Origin of the sequence: Actinopolymorpha cephalotaxi (assembly GCF_013408535.1) — a bacterium.
Classification (GTDB): Bacteria; Actinomycetota; Actinomycetes; order Propionibacteriales; family Actinopolymorphaceae; genus Actinopolymorpha; species Actinopolymorpha cephalotaxi.
Window position 1 is genome coordinate 1,696,683 of sequence record NZ_JACBZA010000001.1, and the last position, 16,173, is coordinate 1,712,855.

The 16,173-nt window shown below is 70.9% G+C and carries 13 protein-coding genes and 1 pseudogene; all 14 read left to right on the forward strand.

Annotation, left to right across the window (positions count from 1 at the left end; genetic code table 11):
* Positions 1 to 28 precede the first annotated feature (28 nt).
* The 14 genes and pseudogenes from ftsW (at position 29) to dnaE (ending at position 16,143) form a co-directional block, all read left to right on the forward strand.
* Positions 29 to 1,297: a putative lipid II flippase FtsW gene (gene ftsW / locus FHR37_RS07640; RefSeq protein WP_237768902.1), complete on the forward strand. Its 1,269-nt coding sequence runs from the start codon at positions 29 to 31 to the stop codon at positions 1,295 to 1,297.
* Entirely contained in the window at positions 1,284 to 2,429 is a 1,146-nt protein-coding gene (murG, locus tag FHR37_RS07645) for an undecaprenyldiphospho-muramoylpentapeptide beta-N-acetylglucosaminyltransferase (protein ID WP_202884496.1), read from the forward strand. Before ftsW ends, murG begins: the two co-directional genes overlap by 14 nt.
* Complete coding sequence (gene murC, locus FHR37_RS07650) at positions 2,426 to 3,862, forward strand: UDP-N-acetylmuramate--L-alanine ligase (RefSeq protein WP_092884890.1); 1,437 nt, start codon at positions 2,426 to 2,428, stop codon at positions 3,860 to 3,862. Before murG ends, murC begins: the two co-directional genes overlap by 4 nt.
* Entirely contained in the window at positions 3,862 to 4,650 is a 789-nt protein-coding gene (locus FHR37_RS07655; protein ID WP_092884888.1) for a cell division protein FtsQ/DivIB, read from the forward strand. Before murC ends, FHR37_RS07655 begins: the two co-directional genes overlap by 1 nt.
* 249 nt (positions 4,651 to 4,899) lie before the next feature.
* Positions 4,900 to 5,868 (forward strand): annotated as a pseudogene (ftsZ, locus tag FHR37_RS31340) (cell division protein FtsZ); the annotation flags it as partial.
* 595 nt (positions 5,869 to 6,463) lie between these two features.
* Complete coding sequence (locus FHR37_RS07665; RefSeq protein ID WP_092884884.1) at positions 6,464 to 7,207, forward strand: YggS family pyridoxal phosphate-dependent enzyme; 744 nt, start codon at positions 6,464 to 6,466, stop codon at positions 7,205 to 7,207.
* 66 nt (positions 7,208 to 7,273) lie between these two features.
* On the forward strand, positions 7,274 to 7,798 hold the full coding sequence (locus FHR37_RS07670; protein WP_092884882.1) for a cell division protein SepF: 525 nt from the start codon (positions 7,274 to 7,276) through the stop codon (positions 7,796 to 7,798).
* Positions 7,799 to 7,943: 145 nt separating this feature from the next.
* Positions 7,944 to 8,237: a YggT family protein gene (locus FHR37_RS07675; protein ID WP_092655839.1), complete on the forward strand. Its 294-nt coding sequence runs from the start codon at positions 7,944 to 7,946 to the stop codon at positions 8,235 to 8,237.
* A 244-nt stretch (positions 8,238 to 8,481) separates the two neighbouring features.
* Positions 8,482 to 9,348: a DivIVA domain-containing protein gene (locus FHR37_RS07680; protein WP_092884879.1), complete on the forward strand. Its 867-nt coding sequence runs from the start codon at positions 8,482 to 8,484 to the stop codon at positions 9,346 to 9,348.
* A 250-nt stretch (positions 9,349 to 9,598) separates the two neighbouring features.
* On the forward strand, positions 9,599 to 10,441 hold the full coding sequence (locus FHR37_RS32965) for a TraR/DksA family transcriptional regulator (RefSeq protein WP_139239045.1): 843 nt from the start codon (positions 9,599 to 9,601) through the stop codon (positions 10,439 to 10,441).
* Positions 10,414 to 11,058 carry a signal peptidase II gene (lspA, locus tag FHR37_RS07690; protein ID WP_092884874.1) on the forward strand — a complete coding sequence of 215 codons (645 nt, stop codon included), beginning with the start codon at positions 10,414 to 10,416 and terminating at the stop codon, positions 11,056 to 11,058. The genes FHR37_RS32965 and lspA overlap by 28 nt, the downstream gene beginning before the upstream one ends.
* On the forward strand, positions 11,055 to 12,014 hold the full coding sequence (locus FHR37_RS07695) for an RluA family pseudouridine synthase (protein WP_092884872.1): 960 nt from the start codon (positions 11,055 to 11,057) through the stop codon (positions 12,012 to 12,014). The genes lspA and FHR37_RS07695 overlap by 4 nt, the downstream gene beginning before the upstream one ends.
* Positions 12,015 to 12,071: 57 nt before the next feature.
* A complete protein-coding gene (locus FHR37_RS07700; RefSeq protein ID WP_237768901.1) occupies positions 12,072 to 12,401 on the forward strand; it encodes a chorismate mutase in 330 nt (109 codons plus the stop codon).
* A gap of 208 nt (positions 12,402 to 12,609) precedes the next feature.
* On the forward strand, positions 12,610 to 16,143 hold the full coding sequence (dnaE, locus tag FHR37_RS07705; RefSeq protein ID WP_092884870.1) for a DNA polymerase III subunit alpha: 3,534 nt from the start codon (positions 12,610 to 12,612) through the stop codon (positions 16,141 to 16,143).
* Positions 16,144 to 16,173: the final 30 nt, after the last annotated feature.

Here is a 16,173-nt window from a genome sequence, read left to right on the forward strand (position 1 = left end):
CGCGCTTGCGCACAGGGACGGGAGTCTGGTGACCACCGCCGAGGACACCGGGGACGCAGGGGCGGAACGCCGGTCGAGCTGGCTGGCCGACCTGCGCGGACTGCTGGACCGGCCGCTGACGTCGTACCACCTGATCGTCGGGGTGAGCGGGCTGCTGCTGGCCCTCGGCATCGCGATGGTCCTGTCGGCCTCCAGCTACGACTCGCTGGAGACCTACGGCAACTCCTACACGATGGCCCTGCGCCAGCTGATGTGGGTGGCCGCCGGCATACCGCTCGCGTTCGTCGCCACCCGGTTGCCGCTGCGCCTGCTGCGGGCGTTCACCTACCCCATGCTGATCGTGGCGTTCGTCCTGCTGGTGCTGACCTTCACCCCACTGGGCGTGGAGATCAACGGCAACCGCAACTGGCTGCGGCTCGGCGGGCCGTTCATGATGCAGCCCAGCGAGGCGGCCAAGCTGGCGCTGGTGCTGTGGGGCGCCGACGTGCTGGCCCGCAAGGAGAAGCTGCTCCAGCACTGGAAACATCTGGTCATTCCGTTCGTCCCCGGGGCGGGGCTGGTGCTCGCTCTGGTGCTCGGGCAGCGCGACCTCGGCACGGCACTGGTGCTGTTCTCGCTGGTACTGGTCCTGCTGTTCGTGGTGGGCACGCCGCTGCGCTACTTCGCGATGTTCGTCGGCGTCGTGGGTCTGCTCGTCACCTACCTCGCCATCACCAGCGCCTACCGCATGCGCCGGCTGATGAGCTTCATGGACCCGTTCGCCGACTACAGCAACTCCGGCTGGCAGGCCGCGCACTCGCTGTTCGGCCTCGGCACCGGCGGCTGGTGGGGTGTCGGAATCGGCAACAGCCGGGAGAAATGGGGCTGGCTGCCCGAGGCGCACACCGACTTCATCTACGCCGTGATCGGGGAGGAGCTGGGCCTCGTGGGCACCCTGGTGGTGCTCGGAATGTTCCTCACCCTCGCCTATGTCGGCATCCGGGTCGCACTGCGCACCGAGGACACCTTCACCCGCCTCGCCACGGCCGGGATCGTGGGCTGGATCACCGCCCAGGCGCTGGTCAACATGGGCGCCGTCCTGGGTCTGCTCCCCATCGCGGGCATACCCCTGCCGCTGGTGTCATACGGTGGGTCCGCCATGCTTCCGACTCTGTTCGCCCTCGGGTTGCTCGTGTCGTTCGCGCGGCGTGAGCCGGCCGCGCGTGCCGCGCTCGACGAGCGGTCCGCCAACAGGGCGGCGTCCAGGGCAGCCGCGCGGGCCCGGCGGAAGAGTTCGGCCCGCCATGACGAAGGGTGAGTTTGTGCACGTCGTTCTCGCCGGCGGTGGTAGCGCCGGCCACATCAGTCCGGCACTTGCCCTCGCCGCCGCGCTCCGGCGCACCGACCCCGACGTGGGTCTCACCTTCCTCGGTACGGAGGAGGGCCTGGAGGCTCGGCTGATCCCGGCCGCGGGATACGAGCTGGCGCTCATTCCCCGGGTGCCGCTGCCCCGGGAGCTGACCCCCCGGCTGCTCACCGTGCCGGGCCGGCTGGCCGGCGCCGTGCGGGCCTCGGCCGCGGTGATCGAACGCACCGGCGCGCAGGTCGTGGTCGGTCTGGGCGGATACGTCGCCATGCCCGCCTACCTCGCCGCCCGCCGGATGAAGGTCCCGGTCGTGGTGCACGAGCAGAACGCCCGCCCGGGGATCGCCAACCGGTTCGCGGCCCGGTTCGTCACCTCCGAGGTGGCGGTGAGCTTCCCGGCGACGCCGCTGCGGCACGCGAAGTTCGTCGGGCTGCCGATCCGGCGCGAGATCGCCGCCCTGGACCGGTCCGCCCTCCGGGCCCAGGCCAGGGCCGAGTTCGGGCTGGACCCCGACCGTCCGACGCTGCTGGTCACCGGCGGGTCCCAGGGCGCCCAGCGGATCAACCAGGCCGTCTCCCAGGCCGCGCCCGCGCTGGCCGCCGCCGGGGTCCAGGTGCTGCACGCCACCGGGCCGCGCAACACCGTCGAGGTGCCGCCTGCCAGCCCGGGGGACCCGCCGTACGTCGTGGTGCCGTACATCGAGCGGATGGACCTGGCCTATGCTGCCGCCGACCTCGCGGTCGGCCGGGCCGGTGCCAACACCGTGACCGAGCTGGCCGCGGTCGGGCTGCCCGCCGTCTTCGTCCCGTACGCGGTCGGTAACGGCGAGCAGCGACTGAACGCACAACCCGTGGTGGACGCCGGCGGCGGCCTGCTCGTCGACGACGCCGCCCTCACTCCCGACTGGGTGCGCGAGCACGTGGTCGGGCTCGCGACAGACCCCGCCCGGCTGACCGCGATGGCCAAGGTCGCCCAGGACCTCATGCCGGCCGACGCCGACGAACGGCTGGCCGAGATGGTCCGGGCGGCGGCCGCGGGTCCGCAGGGCAAAGCCGGAAAGAATGCCGGAAAGGTTGGCCGATGATCGTTCCTCCCCCGTCGGAGCTGATCCCCGCGGAGAAGCTCGGCCGCGTCCACTTCGTCGGGATCGGCGGGGCCGGTCTGTCCGGTATCGCGCGGATCATGATCGCCCGCGGCATCACCGTCACCGGCAGCGACGCCAAGGACTCCCGTACCCTCACCGCCCTGCGCGCCCTCGGCGCCACCTGCTATGTCGGGCACGACCCGGCCTACGTCGCCGACGTGGACACCGTGGTGGTGTCCACCGCGATCAAGGAGAACAACCCCGAGGTCGTGGAGGCCCGGCGGCGCGGGCTGCTGCTGTACTCCCGGGCCGCCGCACTGTCGGCGGTGATGGAGGGCCGCCGGGTGGCCGCGGTCTCCGGCGCGCACGGCAAGACCACCACGTCGTCGATGCTCGCGGTCGCGCTCCAGCACTGCGGTGCGGACCCGTCGTTCGCGATCGGCGGCAACTTCAACGACACCGGCACCAACGCCCACGACGGCACCGGCGACATCTTCGTGGTGGAGGCGGACGAGTCCGACCGGGCGTTCCTGCAGTACTCACCCGAGGTCGCCGTGGTGACCAACGTCGACCCCGACCACCTGGACATGTACGAATCACCGGAGGACTACCACCGGGCGTTCGACGCCTTCGTGGACCGGATCGTGCCGGGCGGCTGCCTGGTCGCCTGCGTCGACGATCCGGGTGCCCGCCGGCTCGCCGAGGCGTCCCGCGCCCGCGGGGTCGACGTCCACACCTACGGCGAGGCCGAGGACGCCGACATCCGCATCGCCGACGTCCACCAGCAGCCGCTCAGCTCCAGCTTCGAGGTCGTCGTGCACGGTCGCCCCGAGGGCACCATCGACGTGCACGTCGCCGGCCGGCACCACACCTGGAACGCCGCCGCCGCGTACGCCGCGGGGATCGCGCTCGGCTTCCCGTCGGGCGAGCTTCGCGAAGGACTGTCGAGCTACGCCGGCACCCGGCGCCGGTTCGAGTACAAAGGCATGGTCGGCGGTGTGCGCGTCTACGACGACTACGGCCACCACCCGACCGAGATGCTGGTCAACCTGCAGGCCGCGCGCGGGGCCGCGGGGGACGGGCGGGTCATCGTCTGCTTCCGCCCGCTCCGGCACACCCGGACGCAGTTCTTCTACCGCGAGCTCGGCGAGGCCCTCGGGCTCGCCGACGAGGTGGTCGTGATGGACCCCACCGGCGACGACCCGATCCCGGGTGTCACCGGCGCGCTGATCATCCCGCACATCCCGCTGCCGCCGGAGCGGATCGTGTACGAACGGTCCTGGTCGGCGGCTCCGGTGCGGGTCGCCGAGCGGGTCCGACCCGGCGACCTGGTCCTCACCCTCGGCGCACCCGACGTCGCGCTGGTCGGGCCGGAGGTCCTCGAACTCGTGGGCGACCGGCTGGCGGCGGAGAGCGAGCCGGGAGCGCGCTGATGCCGACGGGGGTCTCGGGGGTCTCGCGTACGTCGGCACGCGGTTCGGCACGCCGCTCCGAAGACAGGTTCGGCCGCCGGCGCTGGCGGCGCCGGCTGTTGCGGATGCGGCCGCTGCTCGTCCTGCTCGCCCTCGTGCTCGTCACCGGCGCGGGCGTGTGGGCGGTCGGCTTCTCCAGCCTGCTGGACGCCCGCACGGTTGCCGTACGAGGCCTGACCTCCGCGTCCGGACTCACCCCGGCACAGGTGCGCTCGGCGGCCGCGGTGCCGCTGCGCCGCCCGCTGGCCCGGGTCGACGTCGCGGCCGTCCGCACCCGGATCGTGGCGCAGCTGCCGCCGGTCAAGGGTGCGGAGGTGAGCCGCTCGTGGCCGCACGAGGTGACGGTGCGCATCGTGGAGCGCAAGGCCGTCGCGGTGTGGCAGGACGGATCGGCGTACCACCTGGTCGACGCCGACGGTGTTCCGTTCCGTACGGTCCCGGACGCGGCCGGAGCCCATCCGCTGGTGCGGTTGCGGGCCGGGCGCCCGAGCCCGGCTCGCACGGAGGAGTTGCGCGTGGTCGGTGCCCGGGTGGCCGCGGCGCTGCCCAGGTCGCTCCTGCGCAGGCTCGACACCATCGAGGTGAAGACTCCCGACGCGGTCACGTTGCGGATGACGCACGGCGTGACCGTCGTGTGGGGGAACGCCGAACAGTCGAAGCTGAAGGCCAAGGTGCTCGCCGAACTCCTTCCCCGCAAGGCGAAGGTCTACGACGTGAGCGTTCCCGGCTTCCCGACCACCCGGGCCTGAGCACCGCCGCCGCGCTCCGGGCGGGTCGGAGAACATGCCTCGGCGGCCGGCGTTCCGCGGTGCTGACGCGACTGACGGGCTGACCGATTTTCGACCGGTTTATCGAAGAACCGGGCGGCTCGGCGTGTTGCGTTGAATTCGTCCGCGACCGCTCCGTACCTTCATGTCAGGCCGAGGTTGACATAACTATAACCCTCTACTTGACCGTGAGGGTTGATGGTTGAGGTTGCCTCTCTGGGCCGGGGAAGAATGTCTACCGAGAGGGCGAGCGTCGTGGCGGCACCGCAGAACTACCTAGCGGTCATCAAGGTCGTCGGCATCGGCGGCGGGGGTGTCAACGCGGTCAACCGGATGATCGAGGTCGGCCTCAAGGGCGTCGAGTTCATCGCGATCAACACCGACGCGCAGGCGCTCCTGATGAGCGATGCCGACGTCAAGCTGGACATCGGGCGGGAACTCACCCGCGGTCTCGGCGCGGGTGCGCAGCCCGATGTCGGCAACAAGGCGGCCGAGGACCACGCCGAGGACATCGAGGAAGTGATCAAGGGCGCCGACATGGTGTTCGTCACCGCCGGCGAGGGTGGCGGCACCGGCACCGGCGGCGCGCCCGTCGTCGCGCGGATCGCGCGCTCGCTCGGCGCACTCACCATCGGCGTCGTGACCCGCCCATTCGCCTTCGAGGGCAAGAAGCGGGCCAGCCAGGCCGAGGAGGGCATCAACGCCCTGCGCGACGAGGTCGACACCCTCATCGTGATTCCCAACGACCGGCTGCTGTCGATCAGCGACCGCCAGGTCAGCGTGCTCGACGCGTTCAAGCAGGCCGACCAGGTGCTGCTGCAAGGTGTCTCCGGCATCACCGACCTGATCACCACGCCCGGCCTGATCAACCTCGACTTCGCCGACGTCAAGAGCGTGATGTCCAACGCCGGTTCGGCGTTGATGGGCATCGGCTCCGCGCGCGGTGAGAACCGCTCCGTCGCCGCGGCCGAGATGGCGATATCGAGTCCGCTGCTCGAAGCTTCCATCGACGGCGCGCACGGCGTCCTGCTGTCCATCGCCGGCGGCTCCGACCTCGGACTCTTCGAGATCAACGAGGCCGCCCAGCTGGTGTCCAGTGCCGCGCACGCGGAGTCCAACATCATCTTCGGTGCGGTCATCGACGACGGTCTCGGCGACGAGGTACGCGTCACCGTCATCGCCGCCGGCTTCGACGGCGGCATGCCCCGCCGCCGTGGTTCGCAGGAGGCGTCCGCCGGCAACGGCGCGAGCCAGGCCGTGCCGCCGCCCCCCGCGGGGCGCCGGCCCGGAGAGCTCGGCCGGCCGCAGTCCGCGCCGGTCGGCGAGCAGGCCCCGCAGGGCACGCCGGTCGGCAACGGCGTCTCCGGCAACACCGGCTCCGGCCAGCCGGCGCCCGGCCAGTCGTACGCGTCCGGCCAGTCGTACGCGTCCGCCACGCCGGCTACGCCGCCGCCCGCGGCCGCCCCGGCGCCTCAGGCTCAGCCCGCACAGTCGCAGCCGGCGCAGTCACAACCCGCACAGGCGCCGGGCTCGTCGAGCCAGGCCGACCTGGCCGCACAGACCCAGGAGCTTCGCCAGCGTCTGCTCGGCGGCGCCCGCCCGGGCGAGTCCGGTGCGGGTGGCACCTCGGGTACCTCCGGTGGTGCGCCCAACGGCTCGACCCAGCAGGGCACATCGCCCTCGCCGGCGTCGACGCCGCGGCCGGTCCGCCGCCCGATCGACGACGACGAACTCGACGTACCAGACTTCCTGAAGTGAGAGGGCAGTCGGTTCTCCACGGACCGGGTGCGGGCGGTTGAGCCCGGCGAGCGACGAACGCCGGGCTCAGCTCGCCGCCAACCTCGCGGCCGTCCGGGCCCAGATCGAGCGGGCCTGCGAGCTGGCCGGTCGGTCACCTGAGGAGGTGACGCTGATCGCGGTCACCAAGACCTTCCCGGCCGAGGACGTACGCCTGCTCGCCGAACTCGGCGTCCGTGACTTCGGCGAGAACCGCCACCAGGAAGCGCAGGAGAAGGTGGCCGAGGTGGCGGATCCGGAGCTGACCTGGCACTTCGTCGGGCAGCTTCAGGCCAACAAGGCGCGTGCGGTGGCGGAGTACGCCGCGGTGGTCCACTCCGTCGACCGGGTGCGGCTGGTCGACGCGCTGCGGCGGGCAGTGGCCGGCCGCGAACAACCGCTGCGGTGCCTGGTCCAGGTCGACCTGAGCGACCCCGACGGCGTCGACGGCGTGGACCGGCCAGGCGGTGCGGGCGGACGTGGCGGGGTGCCGCCGGACCAGGTGGCCGAGGTCGCCGGCGCGGTGGCGGCGGCGCCCGGTCTGGTGCTCGGCGGGGTGATGGCGGTCGCGCCGCTGGGCGTACCACCGGGACCGGCGTTCGCCCGGCTGGCAGGGGTCGCCACCGAGGTACGCACGGAACATCCGGAGGCCACCTGGGTCTCCGCCGGAATGAGCGCGGACCTCGAGGACGCAATCGCCCATGGCGCGACACACGTACGGCTTGGGCGTCGGTTACTAGGTGAGCGAAGTTACGACAGGTAGCGTCGACGCCGGACGGGGCTGCATGCTCGGCCCGGCGCAGCTGACAGCAGAAGGCGAGAGGTTCACATGGCAGGCGCGATGCGCAAGGTCGCGGTGTACCTCGGTCTCGTAGAAGACCAGGGCCGTTACGAGGACGACTACGACGGGGCCTACGAGGGCGACTACATCGACGACGGTGAGGACCGCGACACCCGGGAGGCTCGGGGCACCCGTCCGGCTGCCCAGTCGCCGGCCGAGAGCGACGAGGACAAGGGCGGCACCGTGGCAGCATTTCCCGACCGACGTCAGGTCCAGCCGGCACCGGAGGTGGAGATGTCGCGGATCACGACGCTGCATCCCCGCACCTACAACGACGCCCGGCTGATCGGCGAGCACTTCCGCGACGGTACGCCGGTGATCATGAACCTCACCGGGATGGACGACTCCGACGCCAAGCGGTTGGTCGACTTCGCGGCCGGGCTGATCTTCGGGCTGCGGGGGAGCATCGAACGCGTGACGGCGAAGGTCTTCCTGCTCTCCCCGGCCAACGTGAAGGTCCGGGCCGAGGACAAGGAGCGGATGGCCGAGGCGGGTTTCTTCAACCAGAGCTGAGGCCTGCGCCGGACCCTGGTCGCGCGAAGCGCCCGCGCGAACTCCGGGATCTGCCCGGGTGATCCCCGAGGTCGGCCCGGCCTGAGGTGACGAGTCGCCGGGATAGGCTCGAGACCCGGCGGCAAGGCCACCAGAAGGAGTCCGCGTGCAGATCATCGGCGAGATCCTGTACTCCGTACTATGGATCTTCCTCGTGTTGCTCTTCGTCCGGCTGGTGGTGGACTGGGTGCAGTTCTTCGCCCGGTCCTGGGAGCCACGCGGGGTCCTGCTCGTCATCCTCGAGGGCGTCTACACCGTCACCGACCCACCGCTGAAGGCGCTCCGCAAGGTCATCCCGCCCCTTCGGCTGGGCGGCTTCGCCCTGGATCTGTCGTTCCTGCTGCTGATCGTGATCATCTACGTCCTCCAGGCACTGGTGCTGGCGATCTTCGGCCGGTGAACCCGGATCGGTGCCGATGCTCCTGCTCCGGTGCCGGCGTTCCGGTTCTGCCGCCGATCGTCCGCTGATCAGCCCGCCGATCCGCCCGCCGATCGTCCGGGGATCCGCCCGGTGATCGGTTCGGTCGGTGACCAGAACATGCCGAACAGGTAGTTTCCGGAGCCCCCTCGGTCTTTGCCACCCAAACCGGGTACGGTTGCTCCGATATCCACGTAAGTCCGCCCTGCGAGCCTGAGGTGAGGTCATGCCGTTGACACCCGAGGACGTGCGCAACAAGCGCTTCACGCCCGTCCGTTTGCGGGAGGGTTACGACATGGGAGAGGTGGACCAGTTCCTCGACGAAGTCGAGTCCGAACTCGAACGCCTCAACCACGAGAACGAAGACCTTCGGCAGAAGCTCGCCTCCGCGCAGCGTGGCGACGGAGACCGCGACCGCGGCCGTGACAGTGGACGTGACACTGGGCGCGACAGCGGTTACGGCAAGCCCGAGCAGCCCGAGCCGCAGCAGCCCCAGGTCCGGCAGACGACGCCGCAGCCGGGCCCGTCCAGCATCGCCGAGGCGTCCAGCGCCGCGGCCCGCCTGCTGGAGATCGCGACGCAGAACGCCGACCAGCTCGTGTCGGAGAGCAAGGAGCAGGGCAACCGGATCCTGAGCGACGCCCGGGCACGGGCCGAGCGGCTGGAGAACGAAGCCCGCGGTCTGGCCAGCAGGCTGGAGTCCGAGGCTCGGTCGAAGTCGGAGCAGCTCGACCGGGACACCGCCGAGCGCCGCACTCAGCTCTTCGGCCAGCTGGAGAAGGAGAAGACCCGGCTGCAGCGTGAGGTCGACGAGCTGCGCACCTACGAGCGGCAGTACCGCAGCCGCCTGAAGGCCTACTTCGAGAGCCAGCTTCGGGTTCTCGCGGGCCAGGGAAACCTGGAGAACGGCCTGGAGTCGGGCAACGGCCCGCGTTCGGGCAACTCCCACAAGCCGGCGCTCGCGACCGGCGGTGACCGGGAGGAGCGCGGCGAGCGGGAGCGTGAGCGCGGTGGACGTGGCGACCGGATGAACTCCGGTGGCACGCCCCGGCTCAACGCCCTTCTCGAGGACGACGACGACTCCTCGCTGTAGGCGCATTTCGCACGTACGAACCGATGGCCCCCGGGACTGCTCCCGGGGGCCATCGGCGTTTCCCGGGGTTGAACGCCCGGGGCGCCACGTGCCGGGCAGCGGCCCGGCCGGCGGTGCGGTTCGGGCTCGTCCCCGGTGCCGGTCTGCTGCCGTTCCGTCCATGCTTCGGTCGACTCGTCCGGTTTGCCGGGCGCCGGCACCGCGGCTGCCCGGGCCGTCCGCGGGGAAAGCGTGCGGACTCGGCAGACGCGTGCACACTGGCAGGAAGTGCGGGACGGTCTCGCCGTACGTACGCAGGGCGGTGGTCGACGTGGTGGAGCAGGCAGGCGACACGGGCGAGGAGACGGGCGCGCCGGGCGGGAGCGCGACCGCCGCGAAGAAGACGGCGTCCGCCAAGAAGACCGCGTCTGCGAAGAAGGCCCCGTCGGCGAAGAAGGCCGCGGCCGCGAAGAAGACGGCCTCCGCGAAGAAGGCCGGATCCGCGCAGAAGGCCGCGTCGGCGAAGAAGGCCGGCTCCGCGCAGAGGACCGCCCCGGGCCGGAAGGCGCCCGCGAGCAGGAGCACCCCGGCCGGGAAGGCGGCACCAGGGCTCGAGGCCGGTGCGCCCGGTGAGCAGGCCGTGCCCTCCGCACCGCCCGCCGTGGAGCCGGCCGATGTGGAGCCCGCCGAGCTGGAGCCGGCCGACCCGGCCGGGCGGGCCGCGCGGCTGGTGGTACGTCCGGACGAGGAGCCGTGGACACCGGCGGAGCTGGACGGGGTCCGCCAGGAGCTGACCGGCACGGTCGACCGACTGGAGGAGGAGTTGCACTCCGCCGCCGACGACATCGCCGACCTGCTGCGCGACAGCGGCGACGGGGCCGGCGACGACGAGGCCGACACCGGCTCGAAGACCTTCGAACGCGAGCACGAGATCTCCCTCGCCAACAACACCAGGGACATGCTCGCCCAGACCCGCCGGGCGCTGGTCAGAATCGACGACGGCAGCTACGGCGTGTGCGAGGGCTGCGGCCAACCCATCGGCAAGGCTCGGTTGCTGGCATTCCCTCGTGCGACACTGTGCGTGTCATGCAAACAGAAGGAAGAGCGTCGCTGAACGACGCCAACGCAGACCGCCGTCGGCGCCGCCAGCTCGGGCTCTTCGCCGCGGTGGCGTTCGTCGTGCTGGCCGTCGACATCGTGACCAAGATCATCGCCATGTCCCAGCTGGCCGACCGGGAGCCCATCCGGCTGGCCGGCGGGTTGCTGACGCTGCTGCTGGTCCGCAACTCCGGAGCGGCGTTCGGCCTGGCCGAGGGCTACACGATCATTCTGTCCCTGGTCGCGCTGGCCGTGGTGGTCGTCGTGCTCCGGCTGTCCCGCACGCTCAGGAGCACTCCGTGGGCGATCGCGCTCGGACTTCTGCTGGGTGGTGCGTTCGGCAACCTCTCCGACCGGATCTTCCGGGAGCCGGGGTTCCTGCGCGGCCACGTGGTCGACTTCCTGGCGCTGCCGAACTGGCCGGTGTTCAACGTCGCCGACGCCTCGATCTGTGCGGCCGCCGCGCTGATCATCGTGCTGGCGATGCGGGGCCGCCGCTGGGACGGCACCATCGAGGAGTCCGGCCGCCGGCCCGACTCGGACAAGCCGGACACGAGTGCCCGGCAGGCGCACGAGCCGCCCCAAACTCCCGGAGTCGCCGCCGACGAGCCGGCGCTGAGGAAGGCGGAGTGAGCGCGACGGCCGCCACCGGAGCGGCGGACCGGCGAGGGCTGCCGGTGCCGGAGGGTCTGGAGGGCGAACGCCTGGACGCGGCTCTCGGCCGGCTCTTCGGGCTGTCCCGGACGAAGGCCGCCGACCTGATCGAGAACGGCCTGGTCCGGGTCGACGGCGAGGCGGTGCCGAAGTCCGAGCGGGTGAGTGCGGGCGCCTGGCTTGAGGTCGAGCTTCCCCGCCCGCAGGAGCCGGTCGCTCCCGCCCGGGTGGAGGGGATGCGGATCGTTCACGACGATGCGGACATCGTGGTGGTCGACAAGCCGATCGGTGTGGCGGCTCACCCCAGCCCCGGGTGGCGGGGCCCGACCGTGATCGGCCACCTGGCCGCCGCGGGCTTCCGGATCACCACCTCCGGCGCCGCCGAGCGCCAGGGGGTCGTGCACCGGCTCGACGTGGGCACCAGCGGCCTGATGGTGGTGGCGAAGTCCGAGCACGCCTACTCCGTCCTGAAGCGGGCGTTCAAGGAACGCGAGGTGGAGAAGATCTACCACGCGCTCGTCCAGGGCCACCCCGATCCGAGCCGTGGCACGGTGGACGCGCCAATCGACCGGCACCCCACCCACGACTACAAGTGGGCGGTCGTCGCCGAGGGCAAGCCGTCGGTGACCCACTACGAGACGCTGGAGGCGCTGCGGCACGCCTCCCTGCTGGAGGTACGCCTGGAGACCGGGCGTACCCACCAGATCCGGGTGCACATGAGCGCGGTCCGGCACCCGTGTGTCGGCGACCTGACCTACGGCGCCGACCCGGTGCTCGCGGGCCGGCTGGGGCTCACCCGCCAGTGGCTGCACGCGGCGCGCCTGGGGTTCGAGCACCCGTCGACGGGGGAGTGGGTGGCGTTCCAGGCGTCCTACCCCGACGATCTCGCCGAGGCGCTGGAGCGGGCCCGGGCCGACTCCGAACGGTCCAGGTGACGAGACGATCGTCTCGCCATGTTGAACGCCGCGGGGTCGGCTACCTAGCGTGGAGTGGTGCACCGATCCGTGACCGACCAGCCGGTCGCCGCCCTGACCGCTCGCCCGCTGCCGGCGTCGCTGCCCGAGGCCCGGGCCGCGATCGACGAGGTGGACACCGCCCTGGCCGCCCTGCTCGAGTACCGCGCCGGGCTGACCGAGCAGGTCCAGCAGCTGAAGCCGGTCGGCGGCCGCGCCGGCCGTGACCCCGACCGGGAGGCGGAGATCGTCGCCGGCATGGCCCGCCAGGCACCCCGCCTCGGCCGGGAACGCCTCCGCCGGATCATGACCGCCGTGATCGAGGAGTCTCTCGACCTCGCCGAGCGTGGCGCCGCGACGACTCGTTGATCATCGTCCGGTGGCGGATCGTGGTCGGCCCGCGGCCGATTCGGCCGCTAACAGAGGTTGATCACGAACTCTTCGGCGGGGCGGCGTTGCCCTTACGTGCAAGGGCAATAGAGTCTGACTCTTACTTGTTGGCGAAGCGCCGCCGCCCTTCCCCCGGTCGGCGCCCAACGCCTTCGGCGTCGGCGCAGACAGGAGGCGCTTCTCCCTGATGTCGGACTCGTTCGTCCACCTGCACGTCCACACCGAGTACTCCATGCTCGACGGCGCGGCGAAGCTCAAGGACATGTTCGCCGAGGCCCAGCGTCTCCAGATGCCGGCCGTCGCGATCACCGACCACGGCAACCTGCACGGGGCGTACGACTTCTTCACCAGGGCGACCGCGGCGGGAATCACGCCGATCATCGGCCTGGAGGCCTACGTCGCCCCGACCTCCCGCTACCACAAGGCGCCGGTCCGCTGGGGTCAGCAGCACCAGAAGGGCGACGACGTCTCCGGCGCCGGCGCGTTCACCCACATGACCATCTGGGCGCGCAACGCGGTCGGCCTGCACAACCTGTTCCGGCTGCAGACCCGGGCGTCGATGGAGGGCTTCTTCCGCAAGCCCCGGATCGACCGGGAACTGCTCGCGGAGTACAGCGACGGTCTGATGGCCACCACCGGCTGCCCGTCGGGGGAGATCTCCACCCGCATCCGGCTCGGGCAGGAGAAGGAGGCGCTGGACGCCGCGGCCGACTTCGGCGACATCTTCGGCCGGGAGAACTACTTCGTCGAGCTGATGGACCACGGCATCGACATCGACAAGCGGGCGCGCGGGGGTCTGGAGAAGATCGCGGGCGAGCTCGGCCTGCAGTACGTCGTCACCAACGACTCCCACTACACCTACGAGCACGAGTCGACCGCGCACGCCGCGCTGTTGTGCGTCCAGACCGCGTCCACGCTGGCCGCGCCGACCTTCCAGTTCGAGGGGTCGGGCTACTACCTCAAGCCGGCGGAGGAGATGCGCGCGCTGGACTCCTCGGAGGCCTGGCAGTCCGGCTGCCGTACCACCCTCGCGATCGCGGAGCGGGTGGACACCACGGGGATGTTCGAGTTCCGCAACCTCATGCCGCGGTTCGACATCCCCGAGGGCCACACCGACGACTCGTGGCTGCGGGAGGAGACCTGGCGGGGCATGGACCGCCGGTTCGCCGACGGGTACGACGAGACCTACCGCAAGCAGGTGGAGTACGAGCTCGGGATCATCCTGCAGATGGGTTTCCCGGCGTACTTCCTGGTCGTCGCGGACTTCATCATGTGGGCCAAGAACAACGGCATCGCGGTGGGCCCCGGCCGTGGTTCGGCGGCGGGCAGCCTGGTGGCGTACGCGCTCGGCATCACCGACGTCGACCCGCTCCAGCACGGCCTGCTGTTCGAGCGGTTCCTCAACCCCGAACGCGTCTCGATGCCCGACATCGACATCGACTTCGACGAGCGCCGGCGGGGCGAGGTCATCCGCTACGTCACCGAGAAGTACGGCGACGACAAGGTCGCCCAGATCGCGACCTTCGGCACGATCAAGGCGAAGGCTGCGATCAAGGACTCCTCCCGGGTCCTCGGCTACCCCTACGCGCTCGGCGACAAGATCACCAAGGCGATGCCGCCGGCGGTGATGGGCAAGGACATCCCGCTCACCGGGATCTTCGACAAGGGCCACCCGCGGCACAGCGAGGCGGGGGAGGTCCGGGCGCTCTACGAGCAGGACCACGACGTCAAGAAGGTCATCGACACCGCGAAGGGCCTGGAGGGCCTGATCCGCCAGACCGGCGTGCACGCGGCCGGGGTGATCATGTCCGCCGAGCCGCTGGCCGACCACGTGCCGCTGATGAAGCGCGAGGCCGACGGCGCGGTGATCACGCAGTTCGACTACCCGACCTGCGAGACGCTCGGCCTGCTGAAGATGGACTTCCTCGGGCTGCGCAACCTCACCATCATGGACGACGCGGTCCGCAACATCGCGATGAGCCGCGGCGAGCAGATCGACCTGCTCAAGCTCCCGCTGGACGACAAGCAGACGTACGAGCTCCTCGCCCGCGGCGACACCCTCGGCATCTTCCAGATGGACGGCGGCGGGATGCGCTCGCTGCTGCGGCTGATGCGGCCGGACAACTTCGAGGACATCTCCGCGGCCAGCGCGCTCTACCGCCCCGGCCCGATGGGCGCCAACTCCCACACCAACTACGCCCTTCGCAAGAACGGCCAGCAGGAGATCACGCCGATCCACCCCGAGCTGGAGGAGGCGTGTGAGGAGATCCTCGGCCCGACGTATGGCCTGATCGTCTACCAGGAGCAGGTGCAGCGGCTCGCCCAGAAGGTCGCCGGCTACTCGCTGGGACAGGCCGACCTGCTCCGCAAGGCGATGGGCAAGAAGAAGAAGGAGGTCCTGGACAAGGAGTTCGGGCCCTTCAGCGAGGGCATGCACTCCCGGGGCTACTCCGACGCCGCCGTCAAGACGCTGTGGGACATCCTCGTCCCCTTCTCCGACTACGCGTTCAACAAGGCGCACACCGCCGCGTACGGCCTGGTGTCGTACTGGACCGCCTACCTCAAGGCCAACTACCCGGCCGAGTACATGGCCGCGCTCCTCACCTCGGTGCAGGACGACAAGGACAAGATGGCCATCTACCTGAACGCCTGCCGGCGTTCGGGCATCAAGGTCCTGCCACCCGACGTGAACGACTCCGCGGCCAACTTCACCCCCGTCGGCACCGACATCCGGTTCGGGCTGACCGCGATCCGCAACGTCGGCGCCAACGTCGTGGAGGCGATCGTCGCCGCGCGGGAGGCGAAGGGCCGGTTCGCCGACGCGAGCGACTTCATGGCAAAGGTGCCCGCGACCGTGTGCAACAAGCGGGTGCTGGAGTCGCTGTCCAAGGCGGGCGCGTTCGACTCGCTCGGCCACCGCCGGCGCGCGCTGGTCGCCTGGCACGAGGACGCGGTGGAGTACTACATCGACCAGAAGCGCCAGGAGGCGATCGGCCAGGACTCGCTGTTCGGTTTCGGCGGCGGCGACCAGGCCGACGTGGCCGCGCTGATGTCGCCGCAGGTGCCCGAGATCGGGGAGTGGGACAAGCAGACCCTGCTCGCGCACGAGCGGGAGATGCTCGGGCTGTACGTCTCCGACCACCCGCTCTTCGGCATCGAGCACGTGCTGACGAACGCCTCCGACTGCACCATCGGCACCCTGCTCGCCGACGAGGACCGTCCCGACGGCTCCATCGTCACCGTCGGCGGACTGATCACCTCGATCACCCGGAAGATGACCAAGCGGGGCGACCCGTGGGCGATCGTCACCCTGGAGGACCTCGAGGGTGGGATCGACGTGATGTTCTTCCCGTCGACCTACCAGCTCACCGCCCTGCAGCTCACCGAGGACGCCGTAGTGGTCGTGAAGGGCCGGCTGGACCGGCGCGACGACGTTCCGCAACTGATCGCGATGGAGTTGTCCGTGCCCGACATCAGCAGCGACCAGCAGACCGGGCCGTTTGCGATCTCCCTGGCCCGGGAGCGGTGCACACCACCGGTGGTCGACCGGCTCAAGGAGATCTTCTCCACCCATCCGGGGATGACCCAGATCCACCTTCACCTGCGCTCGGAGACCAAGACGATGGTGATGCGGCTGGAGGACCGCTGGCGGGTCACGCCGTCGACGGCGCTGATGGGCGACCTCAAGGCACTGCTCGGGCCGGGGTGTGTCCGTTCCTGAGCGTGCCGGTCGGCCGGGGCGCCGAGCGCT